This is a genomic window from Streptomyces sp. NPDC056527 (genome assembly GCF_042794475.1).
Taxonomy (GTDB): Bacteria; Actinomycetota; Actinomycetes; order Streptomycetales; family Streptomycetaceae; genus Streptomyces.
In genome coordinates, this window is the sequence record NZ_JBHTTQ010000146.1 from 1 (window position 1) to 13,934 (window position 13,934).

Annotated in this window: 18 protein-coding genes; 11 read left to right on the plus strand and 7 right to left on the minus strand. The window is 72.1% G+C overall.

All coding sequences use genetic code 11. The annotated features are described in order from the left end of the window. Positions 1-512, plus strand: a 512-nt coding sequence (locus ACFQ7Q_RS35225; RefSeq protein WP_383562443.1) for an Hsp70 family protein, incomplete at its 5' end; no start/stop codon positions are given. Positions 513-515: 3 nt separating this feature from the next. On the opposite strand, the gene ACFQ7Q_RS35230 is transcribed toward ACFQ7Q_RS35225, so the two are convergent. The 3 genes from ACFQ7Q_RS35230 to ACFQ7Q_RS35240 are packed head-to-tail and all read right to left on the minus strand — an operon-like array spanning position 516 to position 2,989. After that, positions 516-725 carry a DNA-binding protein gene (locus tag ACFQ7Q_RS35230; RefSeq protein ID WP_383562445.1) on the minus strand — a complete coding sequence of 70 codons (210 nt, stop codon included), beginning with the start codon at positions 723-725 and terminating at the stop codon, positions 516-518. Between the two features lie 24 nt (positions 726-749). After that, positions 750-2,081: a VWA domain-containing protein gene (locus ACFQ7Q_RS35235; protein ID WP_383562477.1), complete on the minus strand. Its 1,332-nt coding sequence runs from the start codon at positions 2,079-2,081 to the stop codon at positions 750-752. Between the two features lie 38 nt (positions 2,082-2,119). Next, positions 2,120-2,989 (minus strand): AAA family ATPase, encoded by an 870-nt coding sequence (locus tag ACFQ7Q_RS35240; RefSeq protein ID WP_383562447.1) that lies wholly within the window; start codon positions 2,987-2,989, stop codon positions 2,120-2,122. A 375-nt stretch (positions 2,990-3,364) separates the two neighbouring features. Between ACFQ7Q_RS35240 and ACFQ7Q_RS35245 the strand changes: the two genes are divergently transcribed. From ACFQ7Q_RS35245 to ACFQ7Q_RS35255, 3 genes are all read left to right on the plus strand, one after another. After that, positions 3,365-4,561: a PP2C family protein-serine/threonine phosphatase gene (locus ACFQ7Q_RS35245; protein ID WP_383562449.1), complete on the plus strand. Its 1,197-nt coding sequence runs from the start codon at positions 3,365-3,367 to the stop codon at positions 4,559-4,561. Positions 4,562-5,054: 493 nt separating this feature from the next. Beyond that, the gene (locus ACFQ7Q_RS35250; RefSeq protein WP_383562451.1) at positions 5,055-5,663 is read left to right on the plus strand and encodes a hypothetical protein; all 609 of its coding nucleotides are present in this window, start codon (positions 5,055-5,057) and stop codon (positions 5,661-5,663) included. Between the two features lie 336 nt (positions 5,664-5,999). Beyond that, a complete protein-coding gene (locus tag ACFQ7Q_RS35255) occupies positions 6,000-6,374 on the plus strand; it encodes a luciferase family protein (protein WP_383562453.1) in 375 nt (124 codons plus the stop codon). A 26-nt stretch (positions 6,375-6,400) separates the two neighbouring features. On the opposite strand, the gene ACFQ7Q_RS35260 is transcribed toward ACFQ7Q_RS35255, so the two are convergent. Beyond that, complete coding sequence (locus ACFQ7Q_RS35260) at positions 6,401-6,889, minus strand: PaaI family thioesterase (protein ID WP_383562455.1); 489 nt, start codon at positions 6,887-6,889, stop codon at positions 6,401-6,403. 107 nt (positions 6,890-6,996) lie between these two features. On the opposite strand from ACFQ7Q_RS35260, the gene ACFQ7Q_RS35265 reads away from it, so the two are divergent. Then, positions 6,997-7,470 (plus strand): winged helix-turn-helix transcriptional regulator, encoded by a 474-nt coding sequence (locus ACFQ7Q_RS35265; RefSeq protein WP_383562457.1) that lies wholly within the window; start codon positions 6,997-6,999, stop codon positions 7,468-7,470. Between the two features lie 77 nt (positions 7,471-7,547). After that, a complete protein-coding gene (locus ACFQ7Q_RS35270; protein ID WP_383562459.1) occupies positions 7,548-8,426 on the plus strand; it encodes a YhjD/YihY/BrkB family envelope integrity protein in 879 nt (292 codons plus the stop codon). A 14-nt stretch (positions 8,427-8,440) separates the two neighbouring features. Here ACFQ7Q_RS35270 and ACFQ7Q_RS35275 read toward each other — a convergent pair whose 3' ends face one another. Further along, the gene (locus tag ACFQ7Q_RS35275) at positions 8,441-8,869 is read right to left on the minus strand and encodes a hypothetical protein (protein ID WP_383562461.1); all 429 of its coding nucleotides are present in this window, start codon (positions 8,867-8,869) and stop codon (positions 8,441-8,443) included. Further along, on the minus strand, positions 8,866-9,777 hold the full coding sequence (locus ACFQ7Q_RS35280) for an ABC transporter ATP-binding protein (RefSeq protein ID WP_383562463.1): 912 nt from the start codon (positions 9,775-9,777) through the stop codon (positions 8,866-8,868). The genes ACFQ7Q_RS35275 and ACFQ7Q_RS35280 overlap by 4 nt, the downstream gene beginning before the upstream one ends. A 134-nt stretch (positions 9,778-9,911) precedes the next feature. Here ACFQ7Q_RS35280 and ACFQ7Q_RS35285 point away from each other — a divergent pair, with 134 nt between their 5' ends. The 3 genes from ACFQ7Q_RS35285 (at position 9,912) to ACFQ7Q_RS35295 (ending at position 12,376) form a co-directional block, all read left to right on the plus strand. Continuing rightward, complete coding sequence (locus tag ACFQ7Q_RS35285; protein WP_383562465.1) at positions 9,912-11,108, plus strand: sensor histidine kinase; 1,197 nt, start codon at positions 9,912-9,914, stop codon at positions 11,106-11,108. Continuing rightward, on the plus strand, positions 11,105-11,776 hold the full coding sequence (locus ACFQ7Q_RS35290) for a response regulator (protein WP_383562467.1): 672 nt from the start codon (positions 11,105-11,107) through the stop codon (positions 11,774-11,776). Before ACFQ7Q_RS35285 ends, ACFQ7Q_RS35290 begins: the two co-directional genes overlap by 4 nt. A gap of 99 nt (positions 11,777-11,875) precedes the next feature. Further along, entirely contained in the window at positions 11,876-12,376 is a 501-nt protein-coding gene (locus ACFQ7Q_RS35295) for an NUDIX domain-containing protein (protein WP_383562469.1), read from the plus strand. A gap of 48 nt (positions 12,377-12,424) precedes the next feature. On the opposite strand, the gene ACFQ7Q_RS35300 is transcribed toward ACFQ7Q_RS35295, so the two are convergent. Beyond that, the gene (locus ACFQ7Q_RS35300) at positions 12,425-12,946 is read right to left on the minus strand and encodes a hypothetical protein (protein WP_383562471.1); all 522 of its coding nucleotides are present in this window, start codon (positions 12,944-12,946) and stop codon (positions 12,425-12,427) included. A gap of 173 nt (positions 12,947-13,119) precedes the next feature. Between ACFQ7Q_RS35300 and ACFQ7Q_RS35305 the strand changes: the two genes are divergently transcribed. Both ACFQ7Q_RS35305 and ACFQ7Q_RS35310 read left to right on the plus strand, forming a co-directional pair. Further along, the gene (locus ACFQ7Q_RS35305) at positions 13,120-13,338 is read left to right on the plus strand and encodes a hypothetical protein (protein ID WP_383562473.1); all 219 of its coding nucleotides are present in this window, start codon (positions 13,120-13,122) and stop codon (positions 13,336-13,338) included. Positions 13,339-13,395: 57 nt separating this feature from the next. Continuing rightward, entirely contained in the window at positions 13,396-13,893 is a 498-nt protein-coding gene (locus ACFQ7Q_RS35310) for a peptidylprolyl isomerase (RefSeq protein WP_383562475.1), read from the plus strand. Positions 13,894-13,934: the final 41 nt, after the last annotated feature.

Genomic DNA, 13,934 nt, shown 5'->3' on the forward strand with positions numbered 1-13,934 from the left:
ACGGCATCATGCACGTGACCGCGAAGGACCTGGGCACGGGCAAGGAGCAGAAGATGACCGTCACCGGTGGCTCCTCGCTGCCGAAGGACGAGGTCGACCGGATGCGTCAGGAGGCCGAGAAGTACGCGGACGAGGATCACCGTCGTCGCGAGGCCGCCGAGGCGCGTAACCAGGGCGAGCAGCTGGTCTACCAGACGGAGAGGTTCCTCAAGGACAACGAGGACAAGGTCCCCGGTGACGTCAGGACCGAGGTCGAGGCCGCCGTCGCCGAGCTGAAGGAGAAGCTCAAGGGCGCGTCCGGCGAGGGCGACGGCACGGAGGAGATCCGTACCGCCACGGAGAAGGTCGCGGCCGTCTCCCAGAAGCTCGGCCAGGCCATGTACGCCGACGCCCAGGCCGCCCGGGCCGCCGGCGGCGGCGACGCCCCGCAGGGCGAGGCCAAGGCCGACGACGACGTGGTCGACGCCGAGATCGTCGACGACGAGGAGGAGGAGCGGAAGCGCGGCGGATGAGGGTCAGCCGAGCGACAGTCCCCGCTCCTCCAGACTCTCCTGGATCACGCGCAGCGCCTTGGGCCCTACGCCGTGCAGTGCCAGGAGTTCGGCCTTGGGCACTCCGGCGAACTGTTCGAGCGTGGTGTAACCGGCGGCGGTGAACGCCCGCGTGGCGGGTGCTCCGATACCCCGCGGCAGGTCCGTGCCCGATGCGTCGTTCGGCTGCGTCATGCCGCGATGGTGCCACGGCGGGCATCAGATGGGCAGCAGCCGCCCGATCAGTTCGCCCAGCTGCCGCGCGTTGCGGCACGGGTGCATCTCCACCAGCTCGGCGTAGGTGAGCGCCACCGAGTCTCCCGTCGACCAGAGCGAGGGCTGCTCCGGGTTGAGCCAGTGGATCCGGCGCGCCCGGTCCGCGATCAGCTTCAGCGCCGGCACGTTCGGGTCGCTCATGTTCGTCCGGGCGTCGCCGAGGACGAACACGGCGGTGCGCGGCCCGATGGCGTCGGCGTACCGCTCGGCGAACTCGCCCAGCGCGGTCCCGTAGTCGCTCTGCCCGTGCCAGCCGGTCAGTTCGGCCTCCTCGAGGATGCGCGTGCCGAGACCCGCCGGATCCGCCGAGCCCCGCGCGATCAGATCGGTCACCTCGTCGACCCGGTTGACGAAGGCGAACACGCGGACCTTGCTGAACTGGTCGTGCAGGGCCTGGACCAGCAACATCGTGAAGTTCGCGAATCCGGCGACGGATCCCGAGACATCGCAGAGCAGGACGAGCTCCGGCCGCCCGGGACGGCGGCGCCGCAGCACCGGCCGCATCGGGACGCCCCCGGTCGACAGCGAGCCGCGCAGCGTCCGCCGCAGATCGATCCGCCCCCTCGCGGCGCGTCGACGCCGGGCCGCGAGACGGGTGGCCAGCTTTCTCGCCAGCGGCCGTACCGTCGTGCGCAGTTCCTCCAGCTGGGCGCGGCCCGCGAGCAGGAAGTCGACACTGTCCGCGGTGCCGGCCACGGCACGGCGTGCGACCCGGTCCCTGCCCTGGCGCTCGGCGACCCGCCGCCGTGCCTCGGTCCGCACCCGTTCACGGAACGCCTCGATGCGCCGCCGGATCTCGTCGTCCGTCAGCCGGTCGGTGAAGTCGGCGTCGTCCGCCGCGGTCTCCCGGAGCATGGCCCGCACGCGCGCGAGGAGCGTCTCGGGACGGAGCCGGGCGAGGGTCTGGTACGAGGACCAGCCGTCGGATTCCGGCGCGGAGCCAAAGCCTCCGAGGCCGCCCACCGCCTCGCCCGCGAGCCGCGTCAGGGCCGGCCGGTCGTCCGCGGCCAGCGCGGCTGCCAGCCGCTCCCGCAGTGCGGCCGTGTCGAACTCCCCGGCCGCGGCCCCCTCGTCAGGGCCGGCGGTCAGCGGGAAGTACAGGTCGAAGACGCGGTCGAAGAGAGCGCGGTGCGACTCCTTGTGGAGCAGGGTGGCGGCGAGCGCCTCCCGCATCCGCTCCCGGTCGGTGAAGCCGATCACTTCCAGGGCACGGCCCGCGTCCACGCTCTCGCCCGTGCCGATGGAGAGGCCGTGGGCCCGCAGGGCGTGCACCATACCGGTGAGCCGGTCCGGCGCGCCCGTCGGCGGGGTGCTCACACCGCGTCCAGGTCGAGCTTGGCCGCCGCCTTCTGGATGTCGTCCTGATGCTTGAGGATCACGCCCAGGCTGTCGCGCACCACCGACTCGTCGAGCGTGTCGGCGCCCAGGGCGAGCAGGGTGCGGGCCCAGTCGATCGTCTCGGCGACCGACGGCACCTTCCGCAGGTCCATCGCCCGCAGCGCGCCGACGACCCGCACCACGGAGGCGGCGAGGGCCTGGTCGAGCCCCGGCACCTTCGTGGTGACGATCCGCCGTTCCAGCTCCTCCTCGGGGAAGCCGATGTGGAGGAAGAGACAGCGGCGGCGCAGCGCCTCGGAGAGCTCGCGGCCCGCGTTGGAGGTGAGGACGACGAAGGGGCGCCGGGTGGCGGTGATCGTGCCGAGCTCGGGGACGGTGATCTGGAAGTCGCTGAGCACCTCCAGGAGCAGCCCCTCGACCTCGACGTCGGCCTTGTCCGTCTCGTCGATGAGGAGCACCGTGGGGTCGGCGGAGCGGATCGCGGTGAGGAGGGGGCGGGGGAGCAGGAACTCCTCGCTGAAGATGTCCGTGCGCGTCTCGTCCCAGGACTCGTCGCGCCCCGCCGTGATGCGCAGCAGCTGTTTCGCGTGGTTCCACTCGTAGAGGGCGCGGGACTCGTCGACGCCTTCGTAGCACTGGAGCCGCACCAGACGGGCGTCCGCGACCTGGGCGACGGCCTTGGCCAGCTCGGTCTTGCCGACCCCGGCAGGGCCCTCGACGAGGAGCGGCTTGCCGAGCCGGTCGGCGAGGAAGACGGTGGTGGCGACGGCGGGCGAGGCCAGATAGCCGGTGGCGGCGAGCCGCTCGGCGACGTCGTCGACGGAGGTGAAGTACCCGGTCGTCATCGGTGGTTCTCCCCGGAGCCGCGGAATGTTCGTACTGGCCAGTAGCCAGGAACGTACTCGATCAGCTCCCGCCGCGGGCCACAACCGTTCGGACCGCAAGTGCGGCCAAGGTCACCGGCGTTACGGGTGATACGGGGGTTACGGGTGTTACACGCAGGGCTCCGAACGCGGCAGAGGCGGCGAGGGCCGGGCGGAATCGTGTGACGGTCGGACGAGATCGCCGGCGCGGCGTAGCGTGGCGGCGGAAAGATCTGGTGATGGGGTCACGGAATGTGATGGACTCCTGGTCCGGCCGGTGCGGCGCGCGGGTGCGTCGCCCCGCTGGTCCAATGGGATGTGTGCGCTGCTCGGGGCCGTAGCGGCGGTGGAGGTGCCTTGTCGGAGCGAGCGGGGGAACCGGCCTCCCTGGTCGAGGAACACGCGGCTGTCCTGGCCCGGCTGAGAGCCGCGACGGACGCGATCGGAGAGATCGGCTCGAACCCCGACGAGCGGGGCATCTGTGAGGACCTGGCCGCGTTCCTCTGCCGGCACGGGTACGAGGCGGCGGCCGTGGACGTCCGGCCCGAGGAAGGGCCCGGCTGGGCGCGTGCGGCCGTGGCCGGGGACCCGAAGCTGGTCGACCGGGTGGAGCCGCGGCACGAGGAGAGGGCACCCCACAGCTACGCGGACGTGGCACCCGGCGGCGTCGCCGTACGGGTCGTGTCGGCGCCGCTGGAGTGGCACGGCCGGGTCATCGGGTCCGTGAGCGCCGTCAGCGTACGGGCCGCCGCCCCGACCGAGCACGAGACGGCCACCGTCCACGACGCGGCACGGCTCGCCGCGGTCCATCTCGGCCACGCCCGTCGGCTCAGCGCCACCGAGCGGACCGCCTTCCATCTCCAGCAGGCGCTCGTCGCCGAGCCGGGCCGGCCGCACCCCAACCTGGAGGTCTCCGGCCGCTATCTGCCGGCCGGCGCCCGGACGCTGGTGGGCGGCGACTGGTTCGAGACCGTGCGGCTCCACTTCGGCCGCAGCCTCCTCGTGGTCGGCGACGTGATGGGACACGGCCTCGACGCGGCCGTCGACATGAACGCGTACCGCTCGGCGCTGCGGGACGTGGCCTCCACGGACCTGCCGCCCCACCGGGTGCTGCGCCAGCTCGACTCCGTCGTCGCGGACGACGGCGGGCTGCGGCCCGCGACCTGTCTGCTGGTCCAGGTCGATCCGGCACGCGGCGTCGCCACCTTCGCGAGCGCCGGGCATCTGCCACCCGTGGTCTTCGCCGCCGACGGCTCCGCCGACCTCGTCGAGCTCCCCGTCGGCCCGCCGCTGGGCACCGGCGTCGGCGGGTACGAACCCGTCACCCGCGCCCTCGGCCCCTCCGACACCCTCGTCCTCTTCACCGACGGGCTGGTCGAGCGACGCGGCGAGGACATCGACGTCTCGCTCGCGCGGCTGTCCTCGCTCCGGCTGCGCCCCGGATCCGGCCCCGAGGAGCTCGTCGAGGAGGTCCTCCAGCGGCTCGACGCCCACCATGCCGAGGACGACGTCGCCGTCCTCGCGGCACGCCTGCGCGAACGCCACGCGACGTAGGGCGTGTTGCGAAGGTCCCGCCTGCCCCGGGACGCTCCCCCAGCTACCGCTGGGAGGTACCCCCAGGCACGCACTCCCCCGTAGCCCTTCGGGCACGGGAGGTGCCCCCACGCGGTGGTTGTCGGGATCGCGCGAGTACGCCCGGTACGAGGGCGACCCTCCGCCTTGCGAGCGCACGCTCCCCCAAGCTCTCGGCTGCGCTCGAGCAGGGGAGACCCCCATGACGCCGCGGGGCCCGCCCTGCGGGCGGACGGCGCTACTTTCGCAACACGCCCTAGGAGGTCCGGCGGTTCACCACCGATGCCGCGACGCCGGCGGGCCGCGCGAGGCACCGGTGGCGCGTGCGGCCGGTCACCCGAACGCCCCGGCCCGGGTGCGCCCCGGTGGTCCAGGCCGTCGCATGGACCCGGGAGGCGGGTCCACCCGGGCTCGCCCATGCCCGGCGAGCCCTCGCGGGCGCCGCGCCGGGCAGGACGAAGGGACCGCTGTGTACGTGCGCACGCTGTATGCGACAGGAGATCCGGCCAAGCTCGGCGCCGCCGTCGACGCGACCGCCTCCGAAGGCCGCGCCCTGGTGTCGGAACTGCCGGGGTTCCGGGGCATGGGGCTGTTCGTCGACCGGGAGCTCGGAAAGCTCTTCACGGCCACCTGGTGGGACGACGAGAAGTCCCGGCAGGACAGCGACGAGCAGCTGCGCGAACGGCGGGCCGTCGAGCTCGCGCCGTTCGCCCAGACCGCGGCCGTCGACAACTGGGAGGCGGCGGTCGCCAGGCCCCCGCGGTCCGTCGGGCCCGGGGCGTGGTTCCGGCTGGCGCGGCTGGAGTTCGACCCCGCCGACACGGACCGGCTGGCGAACTTCTTCCGGGACGTGGCACTGCCCCGACTCGACGCCCTGCCCGGCTTCGAGGGCGGGTCCCTGCTCGTCGACCGTGCCAAGGGGCGGGCGAGCGTGGGTGTCGTCTGGAGCGACCGCGACGCCTTGGCGGCCTCCCGTGCCGGAGTCGCGGCGATCAGGGGGGAGGCCACCGCGCAGGCGCGCGTGATCACGCGGAGCATCGAGGAGTTCGAGGTGGTCTTCGCCGGCGTCGCCCCGCCGTCCTGACCGTGGCCGCGGCCGCCGGGACACGCTCCCGGGATCGCGCCCGACGGCCGCCGTCCCGGATCGCGTCACGCCCTCCCCGGCGGCCTCCCGCCGTTCGGACCGTGTCACTCCGCCCTCCGTATCGCGCCACCACGTCCGACGTCCGGACGGCACCGCCACGGCCGCCGTCCGACCCCCGAGCGGACCCCGCCGACGCTCCTGAACAGCCCTCGGTACGAGGCGCTTTGTGAGCCCGTGCGCGCCCTGCGTCACCAGGGATGTATCGGTTTCACGCCTCGGCGCGATTCTTTCCGCAGGACGCTTGTGCAGGGCCCTTCGCCCCGGCACGCTCCTGGTATGAACACAGCCCGGCACGCCGGTGAACGTCTGATGAGCTGGCCCTCGCTGGTCCCCGGCCGCGTGCAGTGCGGCGCCGAACTCGGTCTTCGTACCGCGACACAGGACATCGTGCACTTCCACGGTGAGCACGAGGCCGATGTCCACCTCACCCGAGCCATGATCGCCAAACTACGTCCCGCCCTGCTGGGCTCCAGCGCCGTCCGACTGCGCGCCGGATCGGGCTGGGTGACGGTCCGTCTGGACATGGGCTCCGACATCGACCTGCTGGCGACGCTGGTGAGCGCCGCGCTCCAGGCTTCCACCCGGGTCCCGGACAGCGCGCCGGACGGCTGCACGCGCAGCCGTACCTGCCTCACCTCCGGACCGCGCTGAGCCCACCGCCGCCGAGGGCGCTCGCGTCAGCCGATCGGGAACAACATGCACGTACTCGTGGCATGTCCGAGAAGCCGGTCGGAGGAGTCGTAGAGTCCGGCCTCCGCGAGCGCCGTGCGGCGGCCCTGGCTCATCACCGTGCCGATCGCGCGGATCTTCCCCGTGTCCATGGTGATCGGGCGCAGGAACCGGGTCGACAGGTCCAGCGAGGTGTACGCCATGCCCTGGGGGAGCGTCGAGTGCACGGCGCACCCCGCGGCCGAGTCCAGCAGCGTCGCGTACACGCCCCCGTGCACGCTGCCGATCGGGTTGTAGTGCTCCTCGGCCGGTTCGAAGCCGAACACCGCGCGGCCGTGCTCCACCTCCTCCAGCGAGAAGCCCAGCAGGGCCCCGAGCGGAGCGCCCGGAAGCCGGCCGGCCGCGATCTCCCGCAGGAAGTCCAGCCCCGCCATCGTCCCCGCCGCGCTCGCGGTGGCCGCGGCGTCCTCCCACTCGACCGTGCGTGACCGCTTCATGCCTGTTCCGTTCACTCGTCCGACCGCGCCACCTGGCTACGAAGATCGAAGCTAGCCCTGCCGTCGGCTGACTGTCAACGACGAAGCCAGCTGGGTAGAGTGTGGCGATGAAGTGGCTGGAGACGGACACCGCGAACTGCTCGGTCGGCCGTACGCTCGACGTCGTCGGCGAGAAGTGGTCCCTGCTCATCGTCCGGGACGCCTTCAACGGCGTACGCCGTTACGAGGAGTTCCGCCGCCACATAGGCATGTCCGAGGCCGTCCTCGCCGACCGGCTGCGCAAGCTGACGGCCGCCGGCATCCTGCGCGCCGAGCCCTACCGGGAGCCCGGGACCCGCACCCGCTCCGAGTACCGGCTCACGCCCAAGGGGCGCGATCTGTGGCCCGTCCTCCTCGCCCTCAAACAGTGGGGCGACACCCACGCCGCCGATCCCGAAGGGCCCTCCCTCGACATCCGGCACACCGACTGCGGCGCGCCCGTCCGCGTCGTCGTCGAGTGCCAGGGCGAGGAGCACGCCACCCTGGGCCCGCGCGACGTCTCCGTCCGCCCGGGCCCGGGCGCCCGGCCGCTCGACCGCTGAACCCGCCACCCCTCGCGTACCCCCCGTTCGGCGGCATGACGGAGGGGTCACGGCGCCCGGCGGGTACTCCCCGTGACATGCCCCCCTCTCCCGGTGCGCCCCACGACGGTGCCCCCGCCGAGCACGGCCACTGGTTCCAGCGGCTCCATCGGTCCGTCCTGAACTCGGTCGTCGGGCTCGCCTGGAACCGCGGGCGCGACGTGGAGCTCATGCACCGCGCGATGGGCTTCGCGGCGCTCAGCCTCCTCACCCTGGTCCCCCTGCTCATCGTCGTCGCCGCCGCCGACCTCGCCAGCGGCCAGGGCTTCGCCCGCTGGCTGGTGCAGGGCCTCGGCGTCTCCGAGGTGTCGCAGGAGGAGGTCGAGCAGCTCTTCGGCAAGCCGGGAGCGGCACTGCAGCGCACCACGGCCTTCGGTCTCGCCGCGCTCGCCGCGTTCGGTGTGACCTTCGGATCCGCGGTGCAGACCGGCTACGAACGGGTCTGGGACCTGCCCACCGCCCGCTGGCACACCATGTGGCGCCACGTCGTCTGGCTGGCCGTCCTCATCGCCGCCCTCCTGCTCTTCGTCGAGGCCCCCGAGCAGCACTCCAGGACCGTCACCGTCTTCATCGCCCTCGGCGACATCATCGGCGCCTTCCTGTTCTTCTGGTGGTCCCAGCGCTTCCTGCTGTGCGGCCGCATCCGCTGGCGCGCGCTCGCCCCGGGAGCCGTCTGCACGGCCCTGGGACTGTTCGGGCTGCGGATCTTCTCCCAGTTCGTCTTCTCCCCGCTGATCGCCTCCAACGCGGTGACGTACGGTCAGTTCGGTACGGTCCTCGTGCTGCAGTCCTGGCTGGTCGGCGTCGGCTTCGTCGTCTACGGAGCCGCCCTCGTGGGGCGTCTGATCCACGAGCACCTGGTGCTGCGCCGGATCGACCACCTGCCGGGCGAGCTTCCGGACGACGAGCTCCGGTGAGGCCGGGGCCGTCACTAGACCGTCGTGACCGCCGTGACGACGAGCAGCTTGGCCGCCATCACCGACCTGCGGGCGGGAACGGCCGCGAACGTCGTACGGATCATTCCGGTGCCGTACTCGCCGACGACCGTCAGGGCGCCGATGGCGCTGAAACAGAGCATCAGGACCATGCCGGCGTTCGTCGTGAAGGCGTCCCACAGCGCCATCCTCTCCGCGATGAAATACGCCTGGTGCTCGCGGTCGAAGGTCGGCCAGTAGCGGTAGTGGTCCCATGCGTAACCGACGTTGAAGGCGATCACGACCAGCTCGGCGCCGAGGAGGGACCACGGCGTCGAGCGCAGTGACCACAGCTTGATCCACTCGGCGGCGAGCAGATCCCGGAAGCGGGCCGGCGGCTCGACGGCGAGCTCGGCGGGCGCGCGGACGGAGGCGAGCGCGGTCATCGGGAGTCTCCTGCGAGGTATTCGACGCTGTCGGCGGTGAGTTCCATGAACGCCTCCTCCAGCGAGGCGGTTCGGGGCGTCAGCTTGTGCAGCAGGAAGCGGTGCCGGAGGGCCAGTTCCCCGATCCGGGCCGCCGGCAGCCCGGCCACGGTCAGCAGATCGCCGCCCGGCGCCTCGACGGAGACGCCTTCGGCGAGCAGCACGTCCCGCAGCGCGGCGGAGTCCGGGCTCACCACCGTCACGGTCGGCCGCGTACCGCGGGTCGCGAACGCGGCCAGGCTCTCCGCCGCGATCAGCTCGCCCCGGCCCACGACCACCAGATCGTCGGCCGTGTTCTCCATCTCCGACATCAGATGGCTGGAGACGAAGACCGTACGGCCCTCGGCGGCCAGCCGCCGGAACAGCCCGCGCACCCACTTCACGCCCTCCGGATCGAGTCCGTTGAGCGGCTCGTCGAAGAGCAGCACCGGCGGGTCGCCGAGCAGCGCGGCCGCGATCCCGAGCCTCTGACGCATTCCGAGGGAGAACCCGCCGATCCGCCGCCTCGCCGCGGCGGCGAGGCCGACCTCCTCCAGAACCTCGTCGACTCGGGAGAGCGGGATGCTGTTGCTCCGGGCGAGCAGGGACAGATGGGCCCGTGCCGTGCGCCCGCCGTGCACGTCACCGGCGTCGAGCAGCGCGCCGACGTGCCGCAGACCGCGCGGCAGATCGCGGAACGACCGCCCGTCGACGGTGACGGAGCCGCTCGTCGGGGCATGCAGGCCAAGGACCATCCGCAACGTGGTGCTCTTGCCCGCGCCGTTGGGGCCGAGGAAGCCGGTGACGCGACCGGGCCGGACGGCGAACGTGAGCCCGTCGACGGCGGTCGTGGCGCCGTATCGCTTGGTGAGTTCGTTGACTTCGATCACGGCGACCACGGTGCCGCGCGCGGTCGCGGCGCGTCGTCGGACCGGAGCCGACAGTCGGCGCCGGCACCTGTCGACCCGGGATGTACACCCCAGGTCCGATGCCTTCGTCGTAGCCCGCGCCTAGGATCGCGATCATGCCGACGACCGCGCCCCCGCCCCTGGTCAAACGTGTGCCACCCGCCGTCTGGACGGTGGTCGCCTGGTGCGCGGGCGCGGTCTTCACCCTCCTCATCCGGCTGGAACTGCCCGGGGAGAACGAACCCCCCGTACGAGCCGGGGTCCTGTACCTCCGCTGGGACGGCATGCTGTTCCTGGCGGTCGCCACCGCCCTGGTGCTCGTCGGTGCCCGACTGCTGCGGGGCCGGCCGCTGGCCGCGCTCGGCCTGCTGCTCGTCGCCTCGGTGATGGCGACGATCCCGCTGAGCGTCGGAGAGATCCCCCTCGCCCAGTTCCTCGCCGTCGAGGTGGCGTTGTACGTCATCGCCGCCGGCCGGCCCCGCCGCACCGGGATCATCGCCCTCGCCCTCGCGCTCGGGGTGCTCGCCGCGTTTCTCGGATTCCGCCTGGCGAAGGGCTGGAGCGTCGGCACGTCGGCGGAGATCGCGGTGGCCCTCACGGCCTTCGTCGCCTGGCTGCTGGGGCGCTCGGCCCACCAGGCCCGCGCCGCACGCGCCGACGCGGCAGCACAGGCCGCCGCCAAGGCGGTCACCGACGAGCGGCTGCGGATCGCCCGCGAGATGCACGACATGGTCGCCCACGCGATCGGCGTCATCGCCCTCCAGGCAGGCGCCGCTGCACGGGTCGTGGACACCCAGCCTGCCGCGGCACGACAGGCGATGGTCGCCGTGGAGAACGCCGGCCGGGAGACGCTGTCCGGCCTCCGGCGGATGCTCGGGGCGCTGCGCGAGCACGGGCAGCCGGACGGCTCCGGGCTGAGGCCCACCGCCGGACTCGCCGACGTCGAGGCGCTCGCCGCCACCACGACGGCCGCCGGCGTCAGGGTGGACGTGCGATGGCGCGGCGAACGGCGCCCGCTGCCCCCGGACATCGACCTCTCGGCGTTCCGCATCATCCAGGAGTCCGTCACCAACGTGGTGCGCCACGCGGCCGCCGACCGCTGCCGGGTGACCGTCGACTCCCAGGAGGACGAGCTCCTCATCGAGGTCGTCGACGACGGACGGGGCGAGGACCCCGGCGCGGGCCCGGGCTTCGGTCTCGTCGGCATGCGCGAGCGCGTCGCCCTGCTCCACGGCGAGTTCTCCGCCGCACCACGCCCGGAAGGCGGCTTCCGGGTCACCGCCCGCCTCCCCGTACCGACAGGAGTCCGATGACCGCCCCGGCCGACGACGTCGTTCGCGTCGTCCTCACCGACGACCAGCCCCTCGTCCGCACCGCGCTGAGGATGGTGATCGCCGAGACCCCCGGCCTCGACGTCGTCGGCGAGGCGGGCAACGGAGCGGAAGCCGTCGAACTGGCCGGGACCCTCCGCCCGGACGTGGTCGTGATGGACCTCCGAATGCCCGGCATGGACGGCATCGAGGCCACCCGCAGGATCATGACGGACCAGGCCACGACCCGCGTCCTCGTCCTCACCACGTTCGACGACGACGACTACGTCTACGGTGCGCTGCGCGCCGGGGCGAGCGGATTCCTCGTCAAGGACATGGGCCTGGACGACATCCTCGCCGCGATCCGTGTCGTCGCCGCGGGGGACGCCCTGATCGCGCCGAGCGTGACCCGCCGTCTCATCGAGGACTTCGCGGGCCGCCCCGCCTCAGGCCCGCCGCGACGGCGCGCCCTCGACTCCATCACCGAGCGGGAACGAGAGGTCCTGGCCCTCATCGGCCGCGGACTCTCCAACACCGAGATCGCCGAACAGCTCGTCATCAGCGTCGCCACGGCCAAGACCTACGTGACCCGGCTGCTCTCCAAACTCGACGCACGCGACCGGGTCCAGCTCGTCATCATCGCGTACGAGGCGGGCCTGGTGACCCCGTGATCACACCATCCGGTGACGCACCCGCGGCACACCGGATGCGGGCTCCCGCGACCGGTTGGATGGACGTGATCCATCCGCCCGTCGAAAGAGAGCTGCCCCATGGCGAACACCTGGCTGCCGCCCGCCGAGTACATCGCGACGCTGCCGAGGGCGACGGCGTACGCCTGCCTGTACTTCACCGACACCGCCGGCCGGCCGTTCCAGTTGCGCGCCACCTACCGCACCGAGCTGTGGCAGTGGCCGGGCGGCAACATGGACCCGGGCGAGACCCCGTGGGAGACCGCCGTACGGGAGTGTCACGAGGAGACCGGGATCGTCTTCGAGGGCGAGCCGCGGCTCCTCGGCACCCACTTCGTGTCGGACCGTGGCGAGGAGTGGCCGGCCAACCACATCGGATTCGTCTTCGACGGCGGCGTACTGACGGACGAGCAGCTGGCCGGTGTCGTCCTCGACCCTGACGAGCACAGCGAGTTCCGTCTGCGCACCCTGGCCGAATGGCGGCGGGAGATGACGCCGGGGAGCTTCGCCCGGCTCGTCGAGATCGACCGCGCCCGCCGCTCCGGCAGGACCGTGTACGTGGAGACGTGCGCCGACCTCTGAGCCCCGCGGCGGGGCACGTCACGTGACGGCCCCGCCGTGCGCCTCCCTTCAGGCCCGGCAGCCGACCGGGTGGTTGATGTCGAGCACGAAGCGCTCGGGGGAGTGGAGCGTGAAGGTCTTGTAGGCCGGCTTGGTGTCGAAGGCCGCTCCGATGGTCACCACACCCTCGAAGTCACCGGTGAGGGCGACACCCTTGAGCATGGGCAGGGAGATCTTCAGGAGCCGGGGGCCCTGGTAGACGGACCGGCCGGACTCGTCGTGCGCCGCGGCGGGGGAGAAGCGGATCTCCAGGAAGTACTTCCCCTTGAGCGGAACCCGCTCGCCCGAGCCGTCGTAGTGCAGTGCGTCGACCGGGGTCACGGTGACCGGGGGCATCGCGCCCCGGACGTCGACGACGAGCCGGTCGAAGGAGGGGTGCCCGCCCCAGCGGGCGTTGACCACCAGGGCGGTCGAGGGCGGTGTCGTCGCCCGGGACCGGTCCGTGGAGGCGCCGGCGGGGATCGTGGCACCGATCCCGGCGGCCAGAAGAATGCCGGCGGCCACAGCCGCGAGGCTCTGACGGTGAAGCATGACGTCCCCCAATTCCTGCCTGTACGGGGACAGTGGTGTCACTGGGAAAGACATCCCTCACAACCATACGGTTGCAGATGTTTTGTGTGGAATACGGGCGATATGAACTTCGCGTTCTGTTCTACCTGGGACGCAGGCCGTAACCCCCGGGCCTCTCGACAGTTGACCAGGGCATGAAGAAGCGCAGCATGCTCGCCATCGCCTCCCTCGCCGCCGGTGTCGTCACGGCCCTCGTCACCCCGCCGCCGCATGCCTCGGCGGCCGACCACGGCGCGACCGGCACCACCGGTCTCCTGCAGAACGACAACCCGGTCGCCCCCCTCCGGGACGGGGCCGCGCCGCATGTGACCGACGCCCTGCCCCAGGCTCCGGACGCCGGCGGACTCCTGTGACCCTCCGATAGGCAGCCCGTGCGCGCGCTGCGTGAGCGGGAATGACAGGATGTCCCCATGAGCAACAACGTTTACTTCGACATCACGATCAACGACGAGCCCGCGGGCCGCATCGTCTTCACGCTGTTCGACGACGTCGTCCCGAAGACGACGAAGAACTTCCGTGAGCTCGCCACCGGCGAGCACGGCTTCGGCTACGCCGGTTCCCCGTTCCACCGCGTCATCCCCGAGTTCATGCTCCAGGGTGGCGACTTCACCAACCAGAACGGCACCGGCGGCAAGAGCATCTACGGCGAGAAGTTCGCCGACGAGAACTTCGAGCTGAAGCACGACCGGCCGTACCTGCTGTCGATGGCGAACGCGGGCCGCAACACCAACGGCTCCCAGTTCTTCATCACCACCGTCGTGACGCCGTGGCTCGACGGCAAGCACGTCGTCTTCGGCGAGGTCGTCGAGGGCCAGGACCTGGTCAAGAAGATCGAGTCCCTGGGCTCCCGCTCCGGCGCGACCAGCGCCAAGATCGCCGTCGCCGCGTCCGGCGTCGTCGAGGCCTGAGTAGTACCGGTTCGCGTACCACCCCCGTGAGGGATACCGTC

Excerpts from the sequence above, each read along its gene's own strand:
- ACFQ7Q_RS35230 (WP_383562445.1), bottom strand. The coding sequence starts at position 725 with ATGACGCAGCCGAACGACGCATCGGGCACGGACCTGCCGCGGGGTATC.
- ACFQ7Q_RS35235 (WP_383562477.1), bottom strand. The coding sequence starts at position 2,081 with ATGGTGCACGCCCTGCGGGCCCACGGCCTCTCCATCGGCACGGGCGAG.
- ACFQ7Q_RS35240 (WP_383562447.1), bottom strand. The coding sequence starts at position 2,989 with ATGACGACCGGGTACTTCACCTCCGTCGACGACGTCGCCGAGCGGCTC.
- ACFQ7Q_RS35255 (WP_383562453.1), top strand. The coding sequence starts at position 6,000 with ATGAACACAGCCCGGCACGCCGGTGAACGTCTGATGAGCTGGCCCTCG.
- ACFQ7Q_RS35260 (WP_383562455.1), bottom strand. The coding sequence starts at position 6,889 with ATGAAGCGGTCACGCACGGTCGAGTGGGAGGACGCCGCGGCCACCGCG.
- ACFQ7Q_RS35265 (WP_383562457.1), top strand. The coding sequence starts at position 6,997 with ATGAAGTGGCTGGAGACGGACACCGCGAACTGCTCGGTCGGCCGTACG.
- ACFQ7Q_RS35270 (WP_383562459.1), top strand. The coding sequence starts at position 7,548 with ATGCCCCCCTCTCCCGGTGCGCCCCACGACGGTGCCCCCGCCGAGCAC.
- ACFQ7Q_RS35275 (WP_383562461.1), bottom strand. The coding sequence starts at position 8,869 with ATGACCGCGCTCGCCTCCGTCCGCGCGCCCGCCGAGCTCGCCGTCGAG.
- ACFQ7Q_RS35285 (WP_383562465.1), top strand. The coding sequence starts at position 9,912 with ATGCCGACGACCGCGCCCCCGCCCCTGGTCAAACGTGTGCCACCCGCC.
- ACFQ7Q_RS35290 (WP_383562467.1), top strand. The coding sequence starts at position 11,105 with ATGACCGCCCCGGCCGACGACGTCGTTCGCGTCGTCCTCACCGACGAC.
- ACFQ7Q_RS35295 (WP_383562469.1), top strand. The coding sequence starts at position 11,876 with ATGGCGAACACCTGGCTGCCGCCCGCCGAGTACATCGCGACGCTGCCG.
- ACFQ7Q_RS35300 (WP_383562471.1), bottom strand. The coding sequence starts at position 12,946 with ATGCTTCACCGTCAGAGCCTCGCGGCTGTGGCCGCCGGCATTCTTCTG.
- ACFQ7Q_RS35305 (WP_383562473.1), top strand. The coding sequence starts at position 13,120 with ATGAAGAAGCGCAGCATGCTCGCCATCGCCTCCCTCGCCGCCGGTGTC.
- ACFQ7Q_RS35310 (WP_383562475.1), top strand. The coding sequence starts at position 13,396 with ATGAGCAACAACGTTTACTTCGACATCACGATCAACGACGAGCCCGCG.